This is a genomic window from Mesorhizobium sp. CNPSo 4689 (assembly GCF_057784325.1).
On sequence record NZ_JBWLUZ010000034.1, the window covers coordinates 32,733 to 50,539 of the forward strand.

At 59.3% G+C, this 17,807-nt stretch carries 14 protein-coding genes and 1 pseudogene; 6 read left to right on the forward strand and 9 right to left on the reverse strand.

Annotated features, from left to right (window positions below; all coding sequences use genetic code 11):
* Positions 1–28: 28 nt before the first annotated feature.
* From AC04SI_RS27730 to AC04SI_RS27745, 4 genes are all read right to left on the reverse strand, one after another.
* Positions 29–733, reverse strand: a complete 705-nt coding sequence (locus AC04SI_RS27730) for a hypothetical protein (RefSeq protein ID WP_488475272.1) — start codon at positions 731–733, stop codon at positions 29–31.
* A 37-nt stretch (positions 734–770) separates the two neighbouring features.
* On the reverse strand, positions 771–1,091 hold the full coding sequence (locus tag AC04SI_RS27735) for a hypothetical protein (protein WP_488475273.1): 321 nt from the start codon (positions 1,089–1,091) through the stop codon (positions 771–773).
* Positions 1,084–1,830: a hypothetical protein gene (locus AC04SI_RS27740; protein ID WP_488475274.1), complete on the reverse strand. Its 747-nt coding sequence runs from the start codon at positions 1,828–1,830 to the stop codon at positions 1,084–1,086. The genes AC04SI_RS27735 and AC04SI_RS27740 overlap by 8 nt, the downstream gene beginning before the upstream one ends.
* 440 nt (positions 1,831–2,270) lie before the next feature.
* Positions 2,271–2,636: a hypothetical protein gene (locus AC04SI_RS27745; protein ID WP_488475275.1), complete on the reverse strand. Its 366-nt coding sequence runs from the start codon at positions 2,634–2,636 to the stop codon at positions 2,271–2,273.
* A gap of 137 nt (positions 2,637–2,773) precedes the next feature.
* On the opposite strand from AC04SI_RS27745, the gene AC04SI_RS27750 reads away from it, so the two are divergent.
* The 5 genes and pseudogenes from AC04SI_RS27750 to AC04SI_RS27770 form a co-directional block, all read left to right on the forward strand.
* On the forward strand, positions 2,774–3,103 hold the full coding sequence (locus AC04SI_RS27750) for a hypothetical protein (RefSeq protein ID WP_488475276.1): 330 nt from the start codon (positions 2,774–2,776) through the stop codon (positions 3,101–3,103).
* Complete coding sequence (locus AC04SI_RS27755; protein WP_488475277.1) at positions 3,100–5,841, forward strand: caspase family protein; 2,742 nt, start codon at positions 3,100–3,102, stop codon at positions 5,839–5,841. Before AC04SI_RS27750 ends, AC04SI_RS27755 begins: the two co-directional genes overlap by 4 nt.
* Before the next feature lie 233 nt (positions 5,842–6,074).
* Positions 6,075–6,383 carry a CU044_2847 family protein gene (locus AC04SI_RS27760; protein WP_027043935.1) on the forward strand — a complete coding sequence of 103 codons (309 nt, stop codon included), beginning with the start codon at positions 6,075–6,077 and terminating at the stop codon, positions 6,381–6,383.
* A gap of 124 nt (positions 6,384–6,507) precedes the next feature.
* Positions 6,508–10,755, forward strand: coding sequence for an NB-ARC domain-containing protein (locus AC04SI_RS27765; protein WP_488475278.1), 4,248 nt, complete (start codon positions 6,508–6,510; stop codon positions 10,753–10,755).
* Positions 10,756–11,556: 801 nt separating this feature from the next.
* Positions 11,557–11,646 (forward strand): annotated as a pseudogene (locus tag AC04SI_RS27770) (oxidoreductase); the annotation flags it as partial.
* 33 nt (positions 11,647–11,679) lie between these two features.
* Here AC04SI_RS27770 and AC04SI_RS27775 read toward each other — a convergent pair.
* The 4 genes from AC04SI_RS27775 to AC04SI_RS27790 form a co-directional block, all read right to left on the reverse strand.
* On the reverse strand, positions 11,680–12,351 hold the full coding sequence (locus AC04SI_RS27775) for a hypothetical protein (RefSeq protein ID WP_488475279.1): 672 nt from the start codon (positions 12,349–12,351) through the stop codon (positions 11,680–11,682).
* 359 nt (positions 12,352–12,710) lie between these two features.
* Positions 12,711–13,433, reverse strand: coding sequence for a thermonuclease family protein (locus tag AC04SI_RS27780; protein ID WP_488475284.1), 723 nt, complete (start codon positions 13,431–13,433; stop codon positions 12,711–12,713).
* A gap of 68 nt (positions 13,434–13,501) precedes the next feature.
* Entirely contained in the window at positions 13,502–13,888 is a 387-nt protein-coding gene (locus tag AC04SI_RS27785) for a hypothetical protein (protein ID WP_031260607.1), read from the reverse strand.
* A gap of 1,588 nt (positions 13,889–15,476) precedes the next feature.
* The gene (locus tag AC04SI_RS27790) at positions 15,477–15,620 is read right to left on the reverse strand and encodes a hypothetical protein (protein ID WP_488475280.1); all 144 of its coding nucleotides are present in this window, start codon (positions 15,618–15,620) and stop codon (positions 15,477–15,479) included.
* Positions 15,621–15,859: 239 nt separating this feature from the next.
* On the opposite strand from AC04SI_RS27790, the gene AC04SI_RS27795 reads away from it, so the two are divergent.
* Positions 15,860–16,795 carry an ImmA/IrrE family metallo-endopeptidase gene (locus AC04SI_RS27795; protein WP_488475281.1) on the forward strand — a complete coding sequence of 312 codons (936 nt, stop codon included), beginning with the start codon at positions 15,860–15,862 and terminating at the stop codon, positions 16,793–16,795.
* Positions 16,796–17,305: 510 nt separating this feature from the next.
* On the opposite strand, the gene AC04SI_RS27800 is transcribed toward AC04SI_RS27795, so the two are convergent.
* On the reverse strand, positions 17,306–17,542 hold the full coding sequence (locus AC04SI_RS27800) for a hypothetical protein (protein WP_488475282.1): 237 nt from the start codon (positions 17,540–17,542) through the stop codon (positions 17,306–17,308).
* Positions 17,543–17,807: the final 265 nt, after the last annotated feature.

Below are 17,807 nucleotides of genomic sequence, written 5' to 3' on the forward strand. Positions count from 1 at the left end.
GTAATCGCGTGATGGTGCTTTTCACTGTTCAGCGCCTAGTTGGGCCACGCTCCCAAAGGTCCTGCGAGAAAGCGCCCTCTTGCCAAATCTCGACGCCCTTGGTGTGAAAGAAAGCCGCCATATCAAATTGGTTTCGGTCGATGGCAGCCCAGGCCTCGTTGTCCGCATCGGTGATTAGGGCACCGAGATCAATGGCTCGCTCCCTTTCGAGTTCTTTCCCTCGGCGGATCGCGGCCGTCAGGAGGTCATGCAGGTCGGCTATCACCTTCGCGCTAAAATTGGTCCGGCGATGGACCAGGTGAAGGCCATTTTCCGTCTCTTTCTCGACGTAGATTACGCGCTCATCGTGCCAGAGATCTTTACCTGGTCCGAAGTGGGCAATGCACTTGTCACGAAGAGTTATGACCTCGGCATGTTTTGCTTTCAATGCCTGGTCGTAGCCGCCCATAACCCCGACATTGAACCTGTTTATTGCCTTGGTGTGTGTGGCGCGGGAGTAGACGACGATCGCGTGGACGAGCAGCGCTTTACCGAGGCCCAAGGTCTCGTCAGAGACCTCCCGGTCGATTTTTTGGAGGAAGGCGATGGATTCGGCAGCATCTTTTAGGTCGAGCCCCACAGACTCCACGGCATGGAACGCCTTTATTGCGCGGACGAGATCCTTGTGCCGCGTCGGATGCAAATCGCCGACCACCGCTGTCAGGTCGAAGGCTCGGTTGCTGGATTGGGTCATCGCCGCCCGCTACCACAAGGCGGGGGTGAAAATGACGCTATTTGGGCAATTCCTTTTGCCAAGGCATGACCTCTTCCATGTTAAAGGGGAACGCCTTTCGTTCGGCGAGCACCCCAAGCTCCTCTAGGATCGAACTTAGGTCGTAGCCTTGGTACTTCTCGGTCGCCGCATTGGTGAGCGCGGTGTACCAGCCTTGCTCGTCGGTGAGTGCAAGAGTTTCAGCGAGTTGGTGGGCCGATGTGAAAACGACAGGGCGCCGGTCGGCGGGCTCTATCTCGGGATATTTGTCTGCGACCCGATGGGCTTCCTTCACGACCTCTGCCCGCACGTAGGTGTCAAGCCGCAACCAGTCATCCATGGTAACCACCAGCAATCATCTCGTTGCGGAGTGCCAAGGCTGTCTTGCGCGCCGCTGGGATTGGCAGTGACACGGCACCCAATACCTTTGCGAGTGCTTCCTTGCGGCTGGAAAGGATGTCGTGCTTCGGCGCGATCAGCCACGGTTGAAGCATGAATTCGAATGTCAGGCCGACGCACATCAAAGTCAGGTCATCGATGGTGAAGCCGTTCCTTACCTCAAAATACTCTCTGGCTTCTTCGTGGGCGTATACAAACAGGGTTCGCCTGATCGCCTCTGGATGAAAATATCCCCCTCCCTGCCAATGGAATTGGCGCTGGGCGATACGGCTTAGCTCCTGAAGGATATTCTCATTGGAGATACGCCCCTCGTGCTCGGCATTCTCAAGTTCCCTCAGAAGGTTGATAACAGAACCAACCGAGTCGAAGTTGTCGATGGTCAGAACCTGGTGGATACCCTTCTTCAACTCATGGTGCGCATATCGGTGCGCTGGAGCCTTAGGTGAAGTCAGGAGGAGATTGATGAGTGTTTCGATTTCCCATTTCCGGATGATCTGTTTCGAACGTGGGTCATCCGTGATGGCGTCTTTGGGCGCTTTGATATAGGCCATAGCCGGTCCGGGGTTGCCCGACTGCATGATGACCGTGGCCCACATGAGTTGCAGGAATCCGGCGTCATCCGCACGGGCAAGCTTTCCCTCCAGCTTGTGCCGCAGCATTTTGGCTTTGAGCGAGCTCATACCTTAGCGCCTTCGAATTGACCGCGAATCATCCCGGAACGGGCAGCCAAACAGGCATTAACCACTAAATGTTTTTCGGAATATTTTTTACTGCTCGGACGGCAAGAGTGGTGCACTCTCTGCCTCCCAACTCGCTAAGTGTCTGCCAGGACTAGCGTTTATGTTGATTAATGAGTGATTAAAGACATGTAAAAAAAGTAAACGGAAACGCGCGTGCGCGAAGGGAATGTTAAGCAATCGTGTTTAAATTGCTCAGCATGGTTTCGATAGGAGTCAACCATGTGGAGTGTGGAATCGTGGCGGATCGGTATGCAGGACGCCGCTAACATTGTGACTGTCTTGACCGCTTTGCTGGCGATGGTGCTTTGGTGGCTGTCGAGGCCCAAGCTGCCGCTTGCGCGGGACAATCGGTTGAAGAAGTTCCTGAGGCGGCTCTTCTTCTAGGATTGGTTTTCCGGCATGGCCGGCCGCACCTTTCGTGATGCCATTAGCTCGCGGATTTCGCGCATCATTTTCGGATCGCGCTTGGGCGCTTCCTCCTCAAGGTACATTCCGCACGCAACAAAATGCACGGCCGGGACCTCCTTGACCAAAACGATGGCTTGCGAGGCCTCAGCGAGTAAGTATTCCGCATCTTTGCGGTAAATTACCTTCGTAGGCTGGAAGTGGGTTTGATCATCGACGTCAACATAGAACCCGTACTGCTTAAAAGCGTCGAAGGCGCCCAGCTTCGCGAGAAAACTGCTCTCGCGGTTCGGGTCTAGCACTTCCGTCTCAATGCGCCGCGTGAGTTCGTCCGCATCCATCGTTTCATCGCGTCGATCGCTCCCTGTAGAGGTCAGCCGCCGCGCGGAACTGCGCTGGGTTGCGGTCCTGGCGTCTGCGAAGATCGCGCCGCCGACAAAATTCGACTAATATAGCCAAATGAGGTGGAGGCGATGAGATGGTGCTTGAATCTGAGCTTGCAGTGTTCGGTGTCGGGGTGGGTGGAGGTGCAGCGAACGAATTGCTGCATTGGTGGGGCCTGCGGGAGAATCCCAACCTTCCCAACTATGCCAAGAGCTTGTTTTATTGGCTGATCACGCTCGCAATGATCATTCTGGGTGGCGGGCTTTCATGGCTTCAACTTGGCGGCCATGCCGACGCCCTTATCGCCTTTCAGATCGGACTGGCAGCACCGATGCTGCTGCAAAAGCTCATAAAGGCCGCCCCCGACAAGGCGGGCGGTATGGGCGCCAGTCAGTCCAGCGTTCGTGATTTCCTGAGAGGATGAGGCCGTCGACTGCGCTCAGCGTCTGCGTCGGCATATCGGCCTACCCCGCCGCCGTGCTTGAGTCGACCGAGCGGCCCCTGCGATACCTCGCGAGCGGCGCTCAGGAGCTGTCGGAGCTTTTTTCCAGAATGTGGCCGGACGAGGGGTCGAAGCACATCTGTGCCGTCGACGCCGCCGCAAGTTTGGTGAACGTTCGGGAACTCATCTCTTCACAGACCGGCAAGTTCGACGTCCTGATCGTCTACCTGGCTGGTCATGGCAGGGCGCGAGGCGAGGCTTTCGAATTCCTGTTCCACGGCGAGCGGCCGCAAGACGCCAAGGCTGGCGCCGCAGACCTGGACAACTTGATTTCCGGAATTCCCGCTGACAGCACTCTCTTTCTGCTCGATGCCTGCCACGCAGGGCTGTTCGGGGCCGAGACAGCCTTGTTCAGAAGGCCCGACTCGGGAAGCGGGCAATTCTGCCTCACCTCGTCGAAAGCGGATCAAAAGAGCTGGGAGGACCCTTTTTTCCGGCGGTCGCTCTTTGCCGACGCTCTCATCAAGGCGTTGACCGACCATCCAAATGCTGCGGGCCGCACCAAGGTGGTTTCCGGCGACTTTTTCAGCGAAGTTGCCAGTGACGTTGCCCGCCACGCCTTTGGGCTGAAGGGGAGCGCCGCCCAGGAACCCTTGATTTTCGGAGCAGCAGGCGAGCTTCTCGAACTGGCGACTATCACGACTGAGGCCGGGCGGCAGAAATCCTTGACGACCTACCAGACGCTCTTGCTCAGGTCTCGTCAGATCGGTCTGGCGACAGCATGCGTGGCAGCACTGGCGATCGCCACGACCTCGGCAGTCACCTGGCGCCCCGCCATAAACCCGTCTGGCTCCGTCGAATTGCGAGCCGGGCCGAAATGGCTATCGCCGCTGAACATCGGACCCTGGGCACGGCGGGTGGAAACTGATGCGGCGCAATCGCAGCTGAAGGATGCGGACCTGCAGGCGGCGTTGCTTGACGAACAGGGAATACATGCCTGGCCGGGCCTTGGCGCCGGCGGTACCCGGCGATGGGCCGACGTGTTTGTTGACGATTATCTGGATGACGAGACGGCGACCCTCTGGAGGGTGCGTCTCGGTTTTGCGGACGCTATCGATTATCTGACGACGACGAGCCATGTGATCATCCCTACGCCGGCGCCGGCATACGCCTCGTCGACGGAAATGGCAGCCGAGATCGCACTCCTGCAACCCGAGCGCTCCTTGCCTGATGTCTGGAAACTGCAATGGAAGGACTATCTCGCCCCGGGCTCTTGCAGTGCAGAAGAACCCGCCGGCTCCGCTTCCGACCTCTTCTTGACGTACCTGATCTCGGATCCCGCGGACTACAAAGTCTGGATGCGCGGCCTGGCGGCAGCGGCGCGGACCGACGCTGCAATCGGGTTCGATCAAGTTGCGGATCTGGTACGAATGTTCACGACCGCCAATGCTGTGTGGAACAAGCGATATCGCGAGACCCTTGGCGCGCCGGGGGAACCTCTGACGGCCGAGCGTGTTGCGGCTCGCTTCACCGAGCGGCCGACCTCTTCGGAGATGGCGGCTCTGGTGGAGCTTGCTTCGGCGGTGGCCGCTCGCCGGGGAGCGCTTTCCCTGGAAGCGGTCACGCCACAGGAGCGCAGTCAACTGGTCTCGTTAATGGACGGCTGCTCGGACGTCGCGGTGCACGTTCTGGCAAGCCTGGGGGCCGCAGGATCCCCTGCGAAGGTCGTCGCATGGGCGCACGCCCGCGCGAAGTCAGATCAAGGGCGCGTTGCGCTGCGCGAGCTTGCCGCGCATGGCGCATTGCCGGACGCTGAAATCGCATGGGTTCTCGACAGCCTAGGATTTTCCGGTGACCAGGCGTCCCGACGACGCGCCTTCGTCAACGCGCGTGGTTGGCTCGAGGCGATCGCAGCCTATCGGTCGCTGCCCTCTCCGGTTCTGGTCAGACTGCTCGACTATGCTACGGAACGCGGGGCCGCCAACGACCCTGGCGGGCAGCAAGAAGCCCTGCGGCTCGTTCTAGGCGACCCTGCCGCGGGAAGGCCTCCGCTTGCAACACTTATCGCTGGGAGGGCGGCTCCCGATAGCAATACCGGTCCGTTGCCGCCAAATGATCTACAGGTCGAGCAGGTTGGACTGCTCGCCCGATCGGGCGCACCGATGACGGCGGGCGAGCAGGAGGTCCTGCGCTCCCTCCTGGCGGACGCAGCATCCCCTGAGACGGCGAGGATTTCCTACACAAATGAGGATAAAGGTGAAGCCGCGGGCGAGATCGAGCTCGCCGCAGGGCTGACGTCAACCCATCTCGTCGCGATCTCGCGCGCCGTGATCGGCGGCAAAGCCGATCGCGATCTTCACACCCATCAGGCCATCCTCAATTTCCTCGAGACAGCGTTGGCCGGCGCAAAACGGTTCGGCGTTCAGCCGTCACGCCTCCAGGAGACTGTGGCCGCGGCCGCCATGCTGCTGGCGCGAGACAGCCCCCGCGGGCTTGACGCTGAAGCCCTCTATCGTACGCTCGCTTGCTGCGCGCAGGACATGGCGGCGCGCAAGACCCGGGCCGACGTCGCCGTCACCGCCCTGCTCCGGATGCCTGTCAAACAACGAGACGATGTCATCGCGATGCTGAGAACCGCGTGGCGAAGCGAGAGGGAAGCCGAGCTGAAAATGGCGATTGCCGATGTCATGGTGCGCGCCATGACACAACAAACGCCCTGACAAAGGCTTCAGCGATACTTGCTCGCCAGCAAATACCTGCTGAAGGCGGTATCAAGGGCAAGCGCCACGGGCAGGATTGGCCGGCGAACCGAAACGTCTCGACATTTCAGAAAACAACCACCTAGAGGTGGTTCGCGAGAACTTGGCGCTAGACTAGACTTCAAAGAAAAGGTTCAATCACGACAGCGTACAGGACAAGCACGCTGGCCGAAACAATTCAAAGGAAGAGTTGGATGGACGAGAGCTCGACAGGGTGGCAGCAGCTGGGCGATTCCGGTGTCTTTATCGAGGTCGAACTCCGGGGCGGGCGTGAAGATGTCGGCCTCCTGGATTCCATACCCTTCGAACGTGTGACGACCCTGGTGGGAGAAATCGCGCACCACATCGGCAGCGCGATCAAGAAGGCCCAGCCCAGCAAGGCGACGGTCGAAGTCGGCATCGAGTTCGGTCTCGAGGAGGGCAAGCTCGTCGCCCTGATTGCCCGCGGCAGCACAAAGGCGAACCTTAAGATCAGCATGGAGTGGGCCCACGCCGAGACCTAGACCAGCTCAACACGATGTCTGACCCTATCGTCGCCCATTTGCGCTCATGGTGCCGCCAGATCATGGGCAAGCGCCCAGGTGCGGGCTTTTTCATCACCCCGGACATCTTGGTGACCTGCCATCTGTGGTCGGCGGCATTGAGGGCAATATCCTGGCTGTGAAGCAATGGCGAAGCGACGGTTCGCTCCACCAAGAAGACGGCGAGGTGATCGCGCGGCTGCCTGGTGATGACATCGCGCTCGTCAAGGTCGGGTCAACCGACAACGATTTTGTCGAACTCGACCCCAATATGCGCGTGTCCGACCCGGTTATTGGCATCGGCTTTCCGGCGCGAACCGGACGCGACGAGTTTGACCAATTCAGCGCGACATTTGAGGGCGAAACGTTCTATCGCCGCGCCGGCGGCGCCACGGAATCCGAAGGCAAGCTCAAAGGCGGACAGATCGAACCGGGGTTCAGCGGCGGCCCCCTGCTCAACATGAACACACTGGGCGTGTCCGGTATGGTGACTGCCACGCGCGACCGCCGCACAGACCTTGGCGGATGGATTGTCCCAGCCGAGCGGCTAGGTCGAGCGCTGGACAGTCTCGGCGTGAACCGCGTGGGCGCCAACCCTGCCTGGCAGCGTGCGGTTGATGCCCAAAAACGACTTGAAAACGACAACGCCCGCGGCGCACGTGGACAGGAATCGGGGCGCTTTTCCCAGCAGATACCGCCCTTACCGTCCCACTATGTCGAGCGAAGCGGCGACCTGGACGATCTGGTCTCAAGACTTGTCTCCGATGAGAGTTCAAACCAAGCGCTGGCCATTGCCGCGGTGCATGGGCTGGGTGGCGTGGGAAAGACCAGCATTGCAATCGCTGCCGCGCGCTCGGACAGGGTGCGTGAACGTTTCCCCGACGGGGTGCTGTGGACCAGCCTTGGCCAGACGCCGCATCTGCTTCAGACGATGACCTATTGGTTGCGCTCGCTCGGTGAGAAATTGGACGTGCCGTTGTCGCTGGAAAGCGGCAGCACATATCTGCGTACCCTGCTTCAGAACAAGTCGATGCTGATCGTCATCGACGATGCATGGGACGAGGCCGACGCCCAGCCGCTTCTCGTCGGCGGTTCGGCATGCCGTACCCTGCTGACGACCCGCCTGGCGCATGTGGCCGATCGCGTCGGCGCCAAGATCTGGACGCTGAACGCGATGAGCGACGACGAGTCGCTCATGCTGCTGAAGAAGCGCTCGGCTGGCGCATCTCTGGACGCAACCGCAGAAGAGGGCGCGAGGCTGCTTGTCAGCGAACTTGGACACCTGCCGCTTGCCCTCGAGCTTGCCGGAGCCCTGGCCGGCCGAGGCTATTCACTGTCGGACATTCGCGACCAACTTCTCGCTGTCGAGGTCGACGAAGAAGACCACGGCGTGTCGTCGCCAGGGCGCCTGGCGATCGACAAGTGCCTTGCGCTCAGTATCAATCTGCTGGCGGCTCGCGACCAGCCTCTGTGGGAAGCATTCATACGCCTGGGCATGATGCCGGATGGCGTAAAGTTCGATGCTGCGATCGCTGCCCATTTTCTTGGTAAACCCATAAAAGCCGCGACGATGATCTTGAACGCCCTGCAGGATGACGCCCTCTTGCAGAAGGCCGACAGTGCCTACGCCATGCACGCCCTCCTCAGGGATGCCGCACAAAAGCGGCTCGGTCTGCCGCCGCCCAGCGGGCTCGGCCTTCCCAGGCCGGAAGCGCATGCCGGCGTTGTTCGCAATTACCGCAAGACCCATCCCGGGCCGCTCACCGCCATTCCCGATGATGGCTATATCCATGATCATCTCGCATGGCATCTTGCCCAGGCAAACGATTTTAACACCTTGCGTGACCTCCTCTCTGCCGAAGACGCCGGTGGCCGCAACATCTGGTTTCAGATCAAAGACCAGCAGGGAGAACTTGCCAGCTATCGGGCCGATCTGGAAAAGATGCTTGCCCTTGCGATCAAGCAGGGCCCGGAATTCGCGACCGAGCAAATGCTATGGGCGTTCTGCCTGTCATCGATATCCGGCGCTCGCCGTCTGTCTCCCGCGGTGCTTGGCTCGCTCGTCAGAAGCCGGATATGGACAGCTGCGAAAGGCTATTATTGGGTTGTAAGCGAGGACAGCAGCGACAAGCGGCTCGAACTCCTGGTAAGCCTTGCCAAGGCAGTCACGAGCCTGCTTGACAACGGACCGCAAGACCAATCGGATTTGCCCGATATCGTGGGCGCCGCGATCTCGAGCGCAAAAGAGACCTTGCTCGGAGAGGCGCCCACCGCAAGGCGCACCGTTCTTGCCGCGGCGCTTGTGGAGCTCGTTCCAATGGCGCAACAAGAGGCGCTGCTGCGTGAGATTGTGCAGTGGTGTGCTGGCCCTTCAAATCAGGTCACGTTCCTGATCGCCCTACCGGAGTCGCTGAGGGCCCCGGTCATGGCGCTCAGCCTGGCAAAGATCAGCGAATGGCCCGTCGGATTGGCCAAGGCTGAGATTTTGGCGCGATGTATCCCTTATTGCCCGTCGCAGATGCTGCAAAGGCTGTTTGCGGAGACGTTTTCGACGATCGACGAATGCTTCGCGTTGGCCCGCCCACTGCCGGAAGGGCAACGCCTTCCACAAGCGCGAGATGGCGTCGGCCTGAGTTTCCCGAGCGATCCGTTCGAAGCGACCGGCGCTCACCGGCAACAGCAAAACGGTTCCATACAAATCGCCACTCACGAAGACACGTCCGCTCCCGAAAGCTTCGATCTCACCGGTTTGATCGTCGGCGACCGATCGCAAAGTGAAAGCCTTGCGATCACCATTGCCACAGCCTTGGCGATGAACACGCCGCATGAGTTTCGGGAGGAGGCGCAAAAGCGCCTCAACGCATTACACAGGATTGGCCTCATTCCAGAGTTCGAGGTTCGTGACCTGGACATCGCCACCGACGTGTCGTCGACGCCAACATCATCAGACGACTTCATCTATGAGATTGGTCTTTCCGAAGCTCTCGGGAAATTGCCAACCCTGGCTGCTGACAGCGACATTGAAACCCTGGCTGGAACCATCAGCGCCGTCGACTTCAGGACGGACTTCTTCGCCGCGCTCGAGACGGGTCGGCTAGAGGGGTTGAAGCAGGAAAAATTGCTTTCTTGCCTTTCGAGGCATTTCTATTGGTCGTCGGAGTTGGCCCTCTATTCACTCCGTACCGATCCAAAGGCACTTTGGACGGAAGCCATGTCCAAGATGCGGCCGGCGGACTCGGATTTTGAGTATGACTCAATCATGCGCATCGGCCTGCATGTATTGACCGATCAAGAAATGCTGAAGTCTCTTCTTGAGGAATATTTTCTAAACAATGACTTGAACCAGCAGACTGCGGCCGTCTATAAGCTCATGCCCTTCCTTCCGTCAGAATATCCCGAAAATCTGCTGGCGACTTATGCAGATCGGGAAGCGGTCGGACGACAGCTCTCCAGCTTGACCGAGATCATGATTGACCTGATCGGGGCAATCAGCGCGGGTCGGTTGTCTGCGTTCGTGGAGGCTGCCTCAAACCGCCATAGCGAGTGGTGGGTCGTCGAAGCACTGACGCTGACGATGACCAAGCTGAAGTCGCCCGACGAAGTGGAAGCAATGCTTTCTGCCACAACCCGCATCCGAAACGCGGACCTGCATGCGCGCATCGTCGGCCGCGCCGCGCGCCGCGCTGCAGATCTGGGCTATGTCGAGCTTGCTGTAAACGCCGTTTGCGGCATCAACGCTCCGGCCGCGCGCGACGATGAATTGCACGAGTTGGGCATACGGCTAGCCTCGGCGGGCAACATGGAGGCGGCGGGGCAGGTTGCCGCAAGGATCGGTTCAATCGAGACCAGAGCACGCGCCTATCTCGGCATCGCTTTGGAGATGGGAGCGCTTGGTCGGCGCGAAGACGCCTACCGGGCCCTGGCTGAAATACCGCTTGCAAGCGAGCGCGAGTTGGGCGCCAAACTGCTTGGCCCAGAGACGGTCCATCATGCGGTTCCGCTTGACGACCGGCTTGCGTTGCGCGCCGAAGTGGCCGAGAGCGCATCGTTTTGCGAGAGTGTGTCAGGCGCAGTCGAGGCACTTTCACGCGAAATCCCCGAGCGGGCGTGGATGAAGCCGATGGGCGAGGCTGCCGCGAAAGGAGATGCACCGGAGGTTGCGCGGCTGAGCGAGATGCTCTGGACGGCGAGCGCGAGCAACAATAGCCTTGCCCGAGACATCGCGCAGCGGCCCAGGATCGGGGCTCTGAAGCTGGTTGGCGAGGCGGCGCCCATCATTGCCGCATCGGCGGACGGCGCCAATGTCACAGGCGCGATAGAGGCCATCAAAACCGTCTCGCGCTGGTGGCCCTAGGTTTTGCTCGCAGTCGACCATGCGCGCGGGGATAGTTTGATCCGGCCGGCGTATTCTTCCAAGGGTCGAAGGCTCGCCTTCGACATGCGATCATGGCGGCGACCCGGCGCCGCATCGGCTACGATCCCCCCGCGCAAGGCATATCCAGGCGGCACAGACATCCGTTGAAAGAACGACATCCCGGAAGTTCCGGTCCGGGGCGATCCAAAGACGGGGAGCACCTAAACCGTGAACAGAGCTAACTTAAAGACGCGGACAGAACGGGAGCATGTCACAGGTCACGGCGGTTGCGTGTACATCCAGCAACGAAGCCGCCCCGGTTAGACCGAGACGGCTATTGATTTATGATGAAATTGGTTGCGGGGACAGGATTGGTTTTTTGTCCCGCGGTGTCGGCTTTGCCTCCTTGCAGGGCAGGCCCCTGAGCCAAGGCAAATCGATGGCCAGCCCAGCCGAGTATCAAAACTGCCCGCACGAGGCGGGCCGTTTTGCCGGCTGAGCTGAATGTGTCATTTTTCGAACGCTACATGGACGGTGTCGAACTTTCCAAGGGTGCAGTTCAAGGCATTCGCTTCGACATCGTCGATGGAGAACCGTCGTTCAGGGTTGGCGTTCGTCCTGGCGAGCGAGGCGATATCACCATTGAGATCACGGTCGCGGCTGCGCAGACACTAAACAGTCTGCGTAGTGGCGATCCGGCATATTCGGCAGCGATCGACCATTTTCGGCGCGTGGGTCAGATGCGGGTTGATGGCGACCCTTCCTGGATGGGCAGTTGGCTGGCGGTAAGCTCGGCGTGGTTTGGTCGTCTATGTCTGCTCGGAGCAGGCTTCGGCGACAAGTGGCGCTGCTTTGCGCGTCGACGGCGGCGTCCATAGGTCAATCGTCTAAGGGGCGCTGTCGTCATTCGCTGACAGGTCTTCCCTAGCGGTCCAACTCCCGGTTTATGCAGGCTCTCGTTCGTCTCACAGCGTCGAGGAGGCTTGGCGGATTTGGGGGCAACCGGGAACTGCCGTTGGCTCTATGGCGAAAGGCGTTAGCGGTCTGTTTGACCTCCTTCATTCCGCTATCGAGTTTGACGCCTCCGGCCAGGAGACACTCGCACGCTTTGTAGAGATCAAACCAGTCAGGGGCTACGGCTGAATAGGCCAACGCTTCAGCAAGAATGGGTTGGGCGGCAGCGGCTTTGTATCTCTCTTGCGCGATCGATGGTGCCGCTTCCTCGACGATCGGCTCACCATGCTGGTCAAGGATCTGAAACCTGGCCGCCCCGGCGCCAAATCTAAAATGCGCGGTCTCGGTCTCCATGATGAAATCTACCAATAATCGGTCCCCGAACGAGCGAACCGTTCCGGTCAACGTCACATTTGATTTGCCAACGATTCCGGCCACGATGGCATTCATTTCCCTGACGGCCAACTTACCAGCGTCAAAGGCTTCTCGGGGCGTGGCACTAGCGCCCAACCGCGCCACATTCAAAACAAGATGCTCTTGCCCGTCCTGACTAAGCACCTCAACGGAAGGGTCGAACGGAGCCGAGAATAAATCCAGCCAGTTGCGCCGCTCGGCTGCATCAGCCCTTAGAAGTAGCCGCACCGGTTATCCTCGCGGTTGTAGGGAGCTAATGCAGTCTCCGTAGTATGTGATGACGTCATTCCCAGGCGCGGCTATTGAAACAGAGGTGGGCATTCGAAGGGAAAACGTCAGCTCCTGTGCCCCTATTTCGGCAACCATCAAACTTGATCCGACGCTTAACGAAACGGGCGGGTTTTGTCCGACTTGCAGAGTATTGTCGTTAGCTCCCATCCCGCCACGGAACGTTAGCAGCATCGGAGGCAGGTGCTCAAACTTGCAGGAGACCACAGTCGGTTCTCCCGCCGCAAGCGCAACCATCTGAAAGGGCAGGCACAAAGCCACAGCCAGTCCAATTAGTCTCGCTGTCATCGTCGCCATTCCTAGCATAAGGTTTCGCACGCCTGCCCGTCGCCATCCCGGTCGAGCTTGCCGCCCCACGGACAATTACTGAGATACCATTGAGCCTCGTCGCACGAGCTGATTTGCGAGCATTTCCGCCGCGGCTGGCATGAGTAGCTTTGCGCTACCTGTTGACGGCTGATGGTGCCGAGCGGTTGGCTCACCGCCGGTTGGGCATTGTCTCCATGCCCGGCGCGCCATTCCCACGGCGCTTGGAACTTTCCGACCCACAGCCCGACCTTCGCCGCTTCCGCCTTCCCCTGCTGCGCTGCATAGGCACCATGGCTGTAGCGGGGCCAGTCGATCGCCTGGCCGTGCTCGACCATCCAGGCGCCCACGCTGGCGCCATCGGCACGCTGGCAGTCGCCGACAAAGCGGTGATAGCGATCCCAGGTCACGAATGTGCATTGCACTGGCTTCGACGCGGCCAGGAAGGTGTCAAGCGCCTGTGCCGATCGCCGGCCGCAGGGATAGTCGGCCCCACTCGCATTTTTACAAAGCTGCTGGCTCTCCGGCGCGTCGATGCCGTTGAAGCGGATGCGCTGTCCGTGGATTTCGATCGTGTCGCCGTCGATGACGGATGCCACGCCGGCAATCGTCGCCAGGCCCGCGCTGGTCGAGTTCGGCAGACGGAACTCAGGTATGCGGTCGCTGTGTTGCATGGCCGTTTGCGCAGCCAGAGCGCCAGCCGCGGCCACCGTCACCAAGATCAGGCGCCTTTGCACCACGCCAAGTGGCCTCCGGCGAGGCGATCGCATTCTACGCAGCATTGCTAGTTCGCCTCATGTCCGGTGCGGCCGCCCGGTTTCGCTTCGGCGGCACGTTCACCGCAAGCCCGGCCTAGGCTGTCAACCCCATTGCGCAGATCGCATGGATGATTGCCAGAGTCCCCGCCGCCACCTTGGCGCGCACCTTGGCCTGGCGGTGTCAGCGGGATTCCGCGAAAGGCCTGGATGACTCCAGCTGTTCGCTGGCCGTCGCCCTCGATATGCGTGTTCTGACTGTTCGGGTTGAACGGGTCGACTGTCTGGGCGAGGCTATTGGCGCGATTGGCGTCGCCGGCAGAGAGCGTCACGCTGTCGTAGTGATTGAGATAATCCGCTGCGCAGCCGCTCAATGCCAGAACGATGCCAAGGCAGATCGCCAGGTTCCACTGCATGGCCCCTAGACCGGCGCCGGGTTTATGCCGGCGGCTCTCAGTTGCGCACCAAGCTTCGCTCGAGTCCCACACGCGGCCTTGTCGCCGGCGACGCACTTGTTATTCGCGCCTGACCAGTCCAGCAGCGCCGTATTGATCCAGCTGCCAGGTGCGCGCTGGATCCCATAGGGTGTCGGTGGCGCGCCACCAGCAACGGCTGGAGCTGCCGTGGCACTCTGGCCATGCGGGGCACGCTTCCACCCGCTTAGGATGAGGCAGTTCTTCATATACTGGTCTTCGGCAGCCAAGTTGCCGAGGGCATTGCCGATTCCGGCCCCCGCAACAAAGCCCGGGGACCCGATAGCAATATAGCCTTGGTCAACCGACCCCTTATGCATTTCGCATTGAGCGTGGGCGACGTCGAAACTAGGCCCGTAGCCTATTTGCATGTAGTCAGCTTGATTGCTTGTTTGGCAGCCGTCCAGCGCTGCCGTGGCACTAAGTGCCACAAATGCTTTTATTCTCATCCCCCAGCCCTCCCAAGGCCGAGTTAGCATCTCCTAAAGTTGAATTTGGTGCAAGAGTGATGAACAAATCTGGTAAATTCTGCCAAATTCCACCTGCTGGCAGTCCGTAGACTTCCCTATTCCGACGGATATACCCCGTTATTTTATCCATCATTCCGTAGGAATGAAGATGCGAAACAGCGAATTGGCGCAACGGCTATGCAATGGCTGGACCCCATGGGCAAAGGGTCCAGGCGACCACGATATTGAGAAAATATGGTGGGCGGCCCGCGTGCTGCATTTTCCGAAGCTGAACTTTTCGACTTGGTTCGAGGGCTCGGAAGTCGTCGGCACCTGGCATTGGGGATTTCGTCAGGAGCGGCATGCTTCTCCCTCTGACCCGATCGTGCATCTCTTACGGATGTAGAGCTACTGATTCCGGCTGACGTCCGCGACATGCACCCGCAGAGTAGAGTGAACCTCTAACATGGAAGGTGGAGGTTTTTGTCCTCCTTGGGCGATCAACGCTGGAATTTCGGCGGGGGGCGCTCGATCAAGGATGCCGAGACCGAGATTACGCCTTTTGAAGGCGTGCAGAATTGACAGAAAGGGCAGTTTCAGGTCATGCGGCCGGCAGCATTCGCCATAGTGCCGATTTGATCCGCAGCTGCAAAGCTCGGCCTCCTTAAACTGAGTTAGCCGATAATAGGGATCAGATTGGCCCAGTTCATCAGGCATCGCATACTGGCGTCCCGGCCACCGATCAAACACCACCAAATGAAGGTGACGAAGCGCCCATACGCTATAAAGGTCGAGCAACGTGCACAAATCACCACCTGGCGACCAAGCTTTGTCGAGCATGGGGTGATAAGCGCAGACCGAGCCGTCAGGGAAATTGGTATGTCGCGGGCCGATCCATTCGACCTGCCCATCTTGCTCCCAGAACGCCCATCCACGCGGCTCGACCGCTGGTGTTTCTGGTAAGGCAATAAGGAATATGGCTTCTCGCGCTAAACCATCTATGACTTGGCTGCGAGCGAGAAGCCATACTCCATGGTCATCGGGGAGGAGAGTTGCTCCGGGGTATGCCCGTTGCACATTCTCTAGCTGCCCGGCGTATTTGCCGGCGAGGCCGACGATCCGTGATCCGGCACGGGGCGCCCGTGATCGATCGGACGACCTTTGCCGTCTGGTGGACCCTTGCCGTGATCGGGCTGCGGGTCCTCCCGCTCCTTGCTGTTGCTCATTACTTTTCTCCTGGACAGTCGGTGATGTGGGCTGTGGGCCGAGAATTACGATTCCCCGGTCCCTTACCCCCACGGGCTGGCGCGCGTCCAAACCGTCGCCAATCCGCTGCAACTCAGCCCGCGCATCGTCGGTCAACAACACTTCCATTTTGCTTGCCGATGTGCGAGTCTGTGTCACCAGCACAGGATGCATTCTGGAGCGGAGTGTGTCAAGGTGTGCTGATCGCACAATGGTGAACATGAACGAATTCGAAGAAAAGCTCGTCGGAGCGGTCCGCGAGAAGCGGGAACGCGAAGGTCTTAGTATAAGGGCATTATCGGGGATTGTGGGGATCAGCTTCTCCACGCTGGCCCGCATCGAGCGGGGCGACGGATCGCCCGACAACAATTCCAAAATTAGGCTGCTCGAGTGGCTCGGCCCTGATGCCGATGAACACGAGCTTGGCTTTGATCGGGTGGCATTCGTCCACTTCCGCGCTGGCAAAAACGCGTCCTCCGGGACTGTGCAAACCCTACTGCACGCAGCCGTGTGTCTTCGTCAGCACTACACTAAGGGTGATATATCAGAACCGAGCAGCGCGCCGATAGATGCTGAAGTTATCGCCATGTCTAAGGAGGAGCTAGAGCAGACGGCCGAAGATTTCCGAAAAGAGTTAGGGTTGAAGAAAAGCGATCCGCTGGATCCATTTTATTTGATTGTTGATTCTGTTACGGTAGAACGATTGCGGGAATCCTCCTGTATCTCCGGAAAGGCAAAAAACACGCTTGCTGGACCGTCGCGCGGCGAGTGGTCCGCTATGAGCGTTCCCTTGAATTCCGATCAGGATAGCTGGGTTGTCTTTTTAAACGACTACCATACCGTTGAGAGACAAAGAGTGACGCTACTTGAGGAGTATTGGCATATTCTTGCCGGGCACAAGCTAACCAAGATAGCTAAGATTGCTGGCTGCTTCGGTCGAACATATGATAGCGCTGAAGAGCACGACGCTTATTTCTTGGCATCGGCAACTTTGCTTCCACGAGACGCGATCAAGCGTATGGTCTCGGATGGCAAAAGTGCCCCTGAGATCGCATCCTTCTTCGGGACCTCACCGGAACTTGTTGAATATCGAATAAAGCGGCTCGGCTTATGGCGCGATCATATTGGAAAGAAAGTGAGTCTCGCCAAACCCTAACGATGCCACCCGTCGACCGCCAGCGGCGCGTGGTTCAGCAAGGTTCAGATTCGCAGTTACGCTTAGGCAGTGCAAAGCCGGTCGGGAAATGTCGACCCTATTACAAACTTCAAAATAGCGCCTTCTAGCTCCCCTGACCTTTCGATGCCGTCAAGGAAGGAGACCGACGAGCGCGTCATCCCCCTCGGCAACGAGCCATCTCTGCCGGAATGGCTGCTTGTCCGCCTCCAAAGCGAATCTCACCGCCTCCTCCACCCTCTCATGTGCACCATCTGCAATCGCCCAGAGTGTCGGGTTGAGAGCGTGTCTTTGCCTAGCATCCTCCAACAAGAGATCGACCATGCGCGGCAAGTCGGCAATGGTGGCGGCTCTGATAATAGCAGGCATGTCGTTCCCACGTCGCAATGCGGATTACGCCAATCCTGTTGGCGGCGCCACGGCACCGAGCAGACTCAAAGCTGCCTTAGCTGCTCTCGCAAATGAACTCCCGCTCGGGGCGGATTGCGGGTCCTAGTGCTGCGCTAAGGCTGCCGAGAGCATCCCTGACAGGTCGTCGGGCCAGATGGTTTCGGCGGCGGCGGCTAGATCATCAACTTCATAGCCTAGGTTTGTAGCGCTCTTGACTGCCTGACCGCGCCGGATAAATTCCATGCCGTGCCTTGAGAAGCGGCCCTGGGCATCTTGGCTAAGCCGCGTGATAACCGACGATGGGGGAGCCCTTACGTCGTAGACAACGAGCAGCACCAACAAAACTCCTTGAACATATCAACTGGCCCGCTGACCTGCTCACGCAGTCTGCGGCCGAACGAACACGTTTGGAGATGGAGTCATGCGGATACAGAGTGGCTATTGGTGGGCGATTAGTAACCGCCCGGTTGTTACCGCGGAGATTTCGCTTTGATGCGAGCGATGAGTTCCTGGTCATCGACGAAGGCTTCGAGGAAGTCATTCCATTCGTCAGCGGTGCGGCGCGCATGGGTAAGCATTTGCTCCAGCTCTTCCATTCCGTCGC

Excerpts from the sequence above, each read along its gene's own strand:
- AC04SI_RS27730 (WP_488475272.1), bottom strand. The coding sequence starts at position 733 with ATGACCCAATCCAGCAACCGAGCCTTCGACCTGACAGCGGTGGTCGGC.
- AC04SI_RS27745 (WP_488475275.1), bottom strand. The coding sequence starts at position 2,636 with ATGGATGCGGACGAACTCACGCGGCGCATTGAGACGGAAGTGCTAGAC.
- AC04SI_RS27795 (WP_488475281.1), top strand. The coding sequence starts at position 15,860 with ATGAACGAATTCGAAGAAAAGCTCGTCGGAGCGGTCCGCGAGAAGCGG.
- AC04SI_RS27735 (WP_488475273.1), bottom strand. The coding sequence starts at position 1,091 with ATGGATGACTGGTTGCGGCTTGACACCTACGTGCGGGCAGAGGTCGTG.
- AC04SI_RS27755 (WP_488475277.1), top strand. The coding sequence starts at position 3,100 with ATGAGGCCGTCGACTGCGCTCAGCGTCTGCGTCGGCATATCGGCCTAC.
- AC04SI_RS27785 (WP_031260607.1), bottom strand. The coding sequence starts at position 13,888 with ATGCAGTGGAACCTGGCGATCTGCCTTGGCATCGTTCTGGCATTGAGC.
- AC04SI_RS27790 (WP_488475280.1), bottom strand. The coding sequence starts at position 15,620 with ATGAGCAACAGCAAGGAGCGGGAGGACCCGCAGCCCGATCACGGCAAG.
- AC04SI_RS27760 (WP_027043935.1), top strand. The coding sequence starts at position 6,075 with ATGGACGAGAGCTCGACAGGGTGGCAGCAGCTGGGCGATTCCGGTGTC.
- AC04SI_RS27750 (WP_488475276.1), top strand. The coding sequence starts at position 2,774 with ATGGTGCTTGAATCTGAGCTTGCAGTGTTCGGTGTCGGGGTGGGTGGA.
- AC04SI_RS27740 (WP_488475274.1), bottom strand. The coding sequence starts at position 1,830 with ATGAGCTCGCTCAAAGCCAAAATGCTGCGGCACAAGCTGGAGGGAAAG.